The organism is Microcoleus sp. OTE_8_concoct_300, from assembly GCF_031383065.1.
Classification (GTDB): Bacteria; Cyanobacteriota; Cyanobacteriia; order Cyanobacteriales; family Microcoleaceae; genus Microcoleus.
The window spans coordinates 1-6,255 of the sequence record NZ_JANMZH010000568.1 but is presented as its reverse complement, the minus strand read 5'-3'; the positions used below and the strand labels follow the sequence as shown (position 1 = coordinate 6,255).

The 6,255-nt window shown below is 44.4% G+C and carries 7 protein-coding genes; 6 read left to right on the top strand and 1 reads right to left on the bottom strand.

The window, feature by feature from the left end; translation table 11 throughout:
- The 5 genes from ACUVJL_RS25990 to ACUVJL_RS25970 form a co-directional block, all read left to right on the top strand.
- Window positions 1-258: hypothetical protein (locus tag ACUVJL_RS25990; RefSeq protein ID WP_445248476.1), on the top strand; the 258-nt coding region annotated here is incomplete at its 5' end.
- A gap of 14 nt (window positions 259-272) precedes the next feature.
- Window positions 273-1,601, top strand: a complete 1,329-nt coding sequence (locus ACUVJL_RS25985; RefSeq protein ID WP_445248475.1) for a C2 family cysteine protease — start codon at window positions 273-275, stop codon at window positions 1,599-1,601.
- A 185-nt stretch (window positions 1,602-1,786) separates the two neighbouring features.
- Window positions 1,787-2,284: a TIGR00725 family protein gene (locus tag ACUVJL_RS25980; RefSeq protein WP_445248474.1), complete on the top strand. Its 498-nt coding sequence runs from the start codon at window positions 1,787-1,789 to the stop codon at window positions 2,282-2,284.
- Window positions 2,285-2,292: 8 nt separating this feature from the next.
- Complete coding sequence (locus tag ACUVJL_RS25975; protein ID WP_445248473.1) at window positions 2,293-2,814, top strand: hypothetical protein; 522 nt, start codon at window positions 2,293-2,295, stop codon at window positions 2,812-2,814.
- Between the two features lie 282 nt (window positions 2,815-3,096).
- Window positions 3,097-4,008, top strand: a complete 912-nt coding sequence (locus ACUVJL_RS25970) for a TPM domain-containing protein (protein ID WP_445248472.1) — start codon at window positions 3,097-3,099, stop codon at window positions 4,006-4,008.
- Between the two features lie 109 nt (window positions 4,009-4,117).
- On the opposite strand, the gene wecB is transcribed toward ACUVJL_RS25970, so the two are convergent.
- Window positions 4,118-5,230 (bottom strand): non-hydrolyzing UDP-N-acetylglucosamine 2-epimerase, encoded by a 1,113-nt coding sequence (gene wecB, locus ACUVJL_RS25965; RefSeq protein WP_445248477.1) that lies wholly within the window; start codon window positions 5,228-5,230, stop codon window positions 4,118-4,120.
- Between the two features lie 253 nt (window positions 5,231-5,483).
- Here wecB and ACUVJL_RS25960 point away from each other — a divergent pair, with 253 nt between their 5' ends.
- The gene (locus ACUVJL_RS25960) at window positions 5,484-6,053 is read left to right on the top strand and encodes a pseudouridine synthase (protein ID WP_445248471.1); all 570 of its coding nucleotides are present in this window, start codon (window positions 5,484-5,486) and stop codon (window positions 6,051-6,053) included.
- Window positions 6,054-6,255: the final 202 nt, after the last annotated feature.

The window sequence follows — 6,255 nt, the reverse complement described above, 5'->3', positions numbered from 1 at the left end:
ACTTTTGTCGATGTGCCATTGAATGTGATTGATGATACTTTGATTGAAAGTAATGAAACTGCAATTTTGACTGTATCCTCTTCTAGTAATTACACTGTGGGAGCGACTAATACTGCTACGGTAACTATTGCTGATAATGATCAAAATACAGTCACCGTCAGTGCCATAGATGCAGTGCAGCAGAAGTGGTTAGTGGTCAAACCCCGAATCCGGGGATGTACAGAATTAGTCGCACAGGGAGCAGCAGTTCCGCCCTAACCGTGCCTTATACCATGAGTGGCACTTCCCTCAATGGCACTGACTATACTTCCCTCAATGGCACTGCCACAATTGCAGCAGGTCTAACTTTTGTCGATGTGCCATTGAATGTGATTGATGACACTTTGATTGAAAATAATGAAACTGCAATTTTGACTGTATCCTCTTCTAGTAATTACACCGTGGGAGCGACTAATACTGCTACGGTAACTATTGCTGATAATGATTTAGCGGATTGGTTCGATCTGAATATTCAAGATCTAGGTCTTCGTTCAACTGCCCGAGTAGCTGCCTCAGATAGTGTAATCAACCGTAATGAAATGATTAGTATCTTGCAGAATGCTGAGGATGGTAGTGTCATTGATAGTACAGAGCTGACGAATCTGCGAAACCTACTCACCAGTAATACCCGTCCTTTTAGCATTCCCGATTCTGTGCAGAATCTTACTAACAAGGTTGTCAATAGCGATTTCGCTAATCAAACTTATCTAGGAAATGCTCTAGGCAACTTGTCTGCAAATAGCAGTGCAACTCAAATGGAGAATTTGATTAAGAAGTGGTTCTTAGGTCTTGACCGTCCCTATACCCCTTATACCTATCAATATGCCAATGGCTCTCTATTCCAAAATGGTGCAAGTTACCAAGATATTGCTCAAGGTGCTCTCGGAGATTGCTACTATTTAGCAAGTTTGGCAGCAACAGCATTTCGTTCTCCCACTACGATTCAAAATATGTTCGCGGACAACGGAGATAATACCTACACTGTTCGCTTCTACAATAATGGGGTAGCAGACTATGTGACTGTAGATCGATATTTGCCAACTTATGCGGGAGGCTTGCCTTATGCTAAAACACCCAATAGTGAACTGTGGGTTGCTTTAGCTGAAAAAGCCTATGCTCAAGTCAATCAGTCCGGTTGGATTGAGCAACAAGATGGGACAAATACTTATATTGGTATTGAATATGGTTTAGGTTACTATGCTATGCGCCACGTCACAGGACGTCATACTTTGCAGATTTACCAGCCTAGTGGGCTCGTTGATAGCAACGCCATAAAGACTGCTTTCAACGCAGGTCTAATGATTACTATTGGTTCAAAAGATTCTGGTGTGGCATCAAATATTGTCGCTAGTCATGAATATGTTCTAGTGGGTTACAATTCATCGACTCAGCAGTTTAGGCTGTACAACCCGCACGGGGTAAATTCCACGCCCAACTCAGGCCATCTGGATCTAACTGCATCTCAGCTTTCACAAAGTTTTGATTACTGGGCTTATACAACAGAAAATGGAATGCCACAATATGGGAGTAGCGGGATTTTACGACCAGAATTCTTTAGCTAGGGTCAACTGAAAGTTCCCTATAACAGAACAATAAAGAGAGGCTCGAAGATAGAGCCTCTCTTTGTTACTATGGTAAGCAGCTCAAAAGGAGAATTTTTGCAAAAGATCGATCGCCCTTTATTGATCACCCAGATGCCAGAAGGGCGATCGCTCTTTCAAGAAGGCGATATATCCAGGCCAAAACTATGAAAAAAATCATCATTGGCATCATGGGCCCCGGCGATAGTGCCACATCAACAGACTTAGAAAACGCCTATCAACTCGGACAACTCATCGCCGAAGCAGGATGGATATTGCTAACTGGTGGTAGAAATGTCGGCGTCATGGATGCGGCCAACAAAGGAGCAAAATCAGCTAAGGGTTTAACAGTCGGCATCCTTCCGGGAAATGACACTCGCGGCATTTCTGAAGCTGTAGATATTGCCATTGTCACCGATATGGGAAACGCCAGAAATAATATTAACGTTCTTTCTTCAGATGTAATAATTGCCTGCGGTATGGGGACGGGTACTGCTTCGGAAATCGCCCTCGCCCTCAAAGCTAACAAACAAGTTATCTTGTTAAATGACAGCGCCGAAAGTAAACTTTTCTTTAAAGATTTAGCACAATTTAACATTTTTGTGGTAAACAATGCTGTAGAGGCTATGAATCAAGCTCGCGAAATCCTAGTAAATCCAAGATGAAATCTAAGATGAGACTAAGTAAATTCAACTTTTGTGCGATCGGCATTTTCCTGACTTTAGGGATTTTCGTCAGTACCAAAGCAGACGGAAGAATTGCACAGTACACTTTCAGCAACAAATCCACTCAAAAATTAGCACAAACCCTCCCACCTCCTCCCCCTTCCGTAAAGCCTGTTACCGAACAAGAAGCGCCACCTATTCGCAGCGAATCCGTGCCGGATCAAATAGCTTTAGCAACCCATTTGCAGACCATCAAAGCTAGAATGTACGGTGCTTACTGGTGTCCTCACTGTCATGCGCAACAAGAACTTTTCGGCAAAGAAGCATTTACGGCGATTACTTACATTGAGTGCGATCCCAGAGGCAAAGATGCTCAACCGGATTTGTGCAAAGCTGCCAATATTAAAGCTTATCCCACTTGGGAAATTCGGGGTAAATATTACACGGGTCGGCAATCTTTGGAAAAATTGGCTATTTTATCCGGTTATAAAGGTAGCAGCAATTTTGAACCACAACTTCCCTCTCCTTAGAAATATCTAAATTACTTCGCACTCGCCCACTAAGAAACCGGGTTTTTGAACCGAGATTGACGGTTTTCAGCAATTATTTTGGTTAAAAACCCGGTTTCTCGCCAGGCGTGCGTCTAGGAGTATAAATGTAGGGTGCGCACGGCCCACCTAAAGTTATGATTTTTATGAATCCAACTTCTGAATAATATGAATTGACATGATAGTGAGCTGGTTATTTAATTGTAATTAGGCGGACAGATAGATGTCAATTTCAGATTAGCAGTTATTCAGGAGACTGAAGCGATGCAGTTACAATTTAGCAACAAACAAATAATCTGGAGCAGTTTGCTGTGCTTTTCGGCAATTGCATTTCCCGTAACGAGCCAAGCTATAACAGTAAAAGAAGTACCGAACCCTCGCCAAGTAAATAACACTTGGGTAACGGACAAGGCAAACATTCTCAGCGACAGCACCGAAACTCAGCTAAATCAAATGATTTCGGATTTAGAGGCGAAAAACGGCTCAGAAATCGCTGTTGTGACAGTTCCTGATACTAAGCCATCGGCGACACCCAAAGCATTTGCTACAGAATTATTTAACTTTTGGGGGATTGGCAAAAAAGGTAAAAATAACGGAGTTTTATTGTTGATTTCGTCGGGGGAACGCCGCGTTCAGATTGAAACAGGTTCGGGCATTCAAAGCATTTTGCCGGATGCTAAAGCAGTGGGCATTATTCAAACCGAAATTACACCCAAATTTAAACAGCAGGACTTTGACGGAGGCACATTGGCCGGGACTAAGGCGTTAGTAAATGTTTTACAAACTCCGATGGTAAATGCTCAATCTCAAACCACGCTGCCTTTGGCTCCAATCGTACCATCTCAAGGGGTGAAACCGTCACCAATACCTAGTCAATCGCCTGTGATTAGCAATAGTACATCCACAGGTGAAGATTCATCGAATCCAATCAATGGCTTACCTGTGGGGTTATTCACCATCGCATTAATACCTGGCTTCATTATCTTTAAGATATTTCGCAGCTTATTTTCTGGGAAATCTCCTTCCTCCTCCCACCGCCGTTATCCGCCCAATAACAGCAGTAGCAGTGACTACAGCAGTAGCAGTGACTACAGCAGTAGCAGTAGCAGTAGCGACTCGGGGGGTAGCTTTGGCGGGGGCGACTCCAGTGGGGGCGGTGGCGGTGGGGATTACTAATTCGGGAAGGGAGGGAGAAACGAGTTTTTTTAGCAGGAATTAGTCGGCCTCTGCGGGGACGAGAGGCAAGTGTAGTTGTGGTTGAAACCGCGGAATAATCGAGGGGTAGCTAACTCAAATACTCTTCAACTATTTTCAAAATCCGCGAGGCGGCTAAACCGTCCCCAAAGGGATTAATTGCCATTGCCATTGCGTTGTAAGCTTGGGAATTGCTCAGCAACTCTACCGCTGCTGCTGTAATTATATCAGAATTAGTACCAACGAGTTTAGCAGTACCCGCAGAAATTGCCTCTGGTCTTTCTGTGGTTTCTCGTAATACTAAAACTGGCTTGCCCAAACTAGGTGCTTCCTCTTGCAATCCGCCGGAATCTGTGAGGATTAAATGACATCTCTGAATCGCTCCTACTAATTCTGCGTAATCCAATGGTTCTGTTAAAAAGACTCTCGGATGGTCGCCCAAAAGAGCTTGCAAAGGTTCTCTGACTGTGGGATTTCGATGTAAAGGTAAGAGCAAGGCTGTATCGGGAAATTTATCTAAGATTTGGAGAAATGCGTGAGCAATTCCTGCTAAAGGTTCTCCCCAATTTTCTCGGCGGTGAACTGTTGCTAAGATAGTGCGATATTTGCTCCAATCTAAGTTAGGAATGTTGCATTCTGGTTGGCGTTTGGCGACAGAAAGTAAGGCATCGATTACTGTGTTGCCTGTACGGTGAATTTCTCCCAAAACGCCCGATCGCTCTAAATTCTCTTGGGCAAGCGCTGTGGGGGCAAAATGCAGCCGTGTGAGCTGAGATATCAACCGTCGGTTAGCCTCTTCGGGGTAAGGATTGAACACGTCGTCTGTCCGCAATCCGGCTTCTACGTGACCTACGGGTATTTTCTGGTAAAATGCAGCCAAGGTAGCGGCAAAGGCTGTCGTTGTATCGCCCTGAACTAAGACGATTTCGGGCTGCAATTCTTTAAACAAGGTTTCCAAACCCTGCAAACTCCGGGATGTAATATCTGTTAAGGTTTGCTGGTGCTGCATAATTGCTAAATCCCGATCGGCTTTTAGATCGAACATTTGCATTACTTGTTCGACCATTTCTCGGTGCTGACCGGTTAAAATTACTTGGGTGTCAAAGGTTGGCGAACTTTTGAACAGTTGAATTACTGGGGCTAGTTTAATCGCTTCCGGGCGAGTTCCTAAGACGATGCAAACGCGGTGTGTGGCTTCGGGCATGGTAAAATTAGGTGTAAGTTGATTCATATTTCGTGGAACAGGCATCTTGCCTGTTGTTGACCTTGGTGCAGGATATCAGTTTATACTCACATCTTTCACCATTCTTAAGAACGGGCAAGATGCCCGTTCCACAAAAACTCAATTTTATTGTGAAACAGGCATCTTGCCTGTTCCTAAATAGGTAATTGACAATGATGCAATATCTCCGTTGATACCTATTCAGTTAATATTAAAACCAAATCGTTAATTTGTTATGCCTTATCGGTACATTTTATTTTACAAACCCTACGACGTTTTAACTCAATTCACTGACAACTCTAGCGAAACTAAGCGCAGAACTCTCAAAGATTATATTCCGATTCCTAACATTTATGCGGTAGGAAGACTCGATCGCGATAGTGAAGGTTTGTTGCTGCTAACCGACGATGGGCCCCTTCAGCACCGCCTCAGTGACCCGATCTTCGCTCATCCCCGCACTTACTGGGTGCAAGTTGAACGGATTCCCGATGCAGGGGCGATCTCGGCTTTGCAGACAGGTGTCACCATTCAAGATTATCGGACTCGATCGGCAAAAGTGCAATTATTGTCAGCAGAACCACCTTTGCCGCCCCGCGAACCGCCGATTAGATTTCGCAAAAACGTGCCGACAGCTTGGCTGGAAATGACTCTCACAGAAGGCCGCAACCGCCAAGTGCGCCGGATGACCGCAGCAGTAGGGTTTCCGACGCTGCGGCTAGTCAGGAGTGCGATCGGGCCTTTGCGTCTCGAAGGTCTCAAGCCCGGTGAATGGCGCGAATTAACTCAAGCCGATTTGAGATTTTAGAGTTGAGATTTGAGATTTTTGATTAGAGAATTACAGTCAACCGTCAACCGTCAACAGTTAACCGTCAACAGTTAAGGATCGCGAATTAAATAACTTACAATTTTAATTGTTATTGTGGGATGGGCGTCCCCCCCCTCCAAAAATGACGGGCGGGTCGCCCCACCCCCTATACGTGTGGAAGTTATTTAATTATCAATACAAA

Coding starts and splice junctions, on each gene's coding strand:
- wecB (WP_445248477.1), bottom strand. CDS start 5,230: ATGCCCGAAGCCACACACCGCGTTTGCATCGTCTTAGGAACTCGCCCG.
- ACUVJL_RS25960 (WP_445248471.1), top strand. CDS start 5,484: ATGCCTTATCGGTACATTTTATTTTACAAACCCTACGACGTTTTAACT.
- ACUVJL_RS25985 (WP_445248475.1), top strand. CDS start 273: ATGAGTGGCACTTCCCTCAATGGCACTGACTATACTTCCCTCAATGGC.
- ACUVJL_RS25980 (WP_445248474.1), top strand. CDS start 1,787: ATGAAAAAAATCATCATTGGCATCATGGGCCCCGGCGATAGTGCCACA.
- ACUVJL_RS25975 (WP_445248473.1), top strand. CDS start 2,293: ATGAGACTAAGTAAATTCAACTTTTGTGCGATCGGCATTTTCCTGACT.
- ACUVJL_RS25970 (WP_445248472.1), top strand. CDS start 3,097: ATGCAGTTACAATTTAGCAACAAACAAATAATCTGGAGCAGTTTGCTG.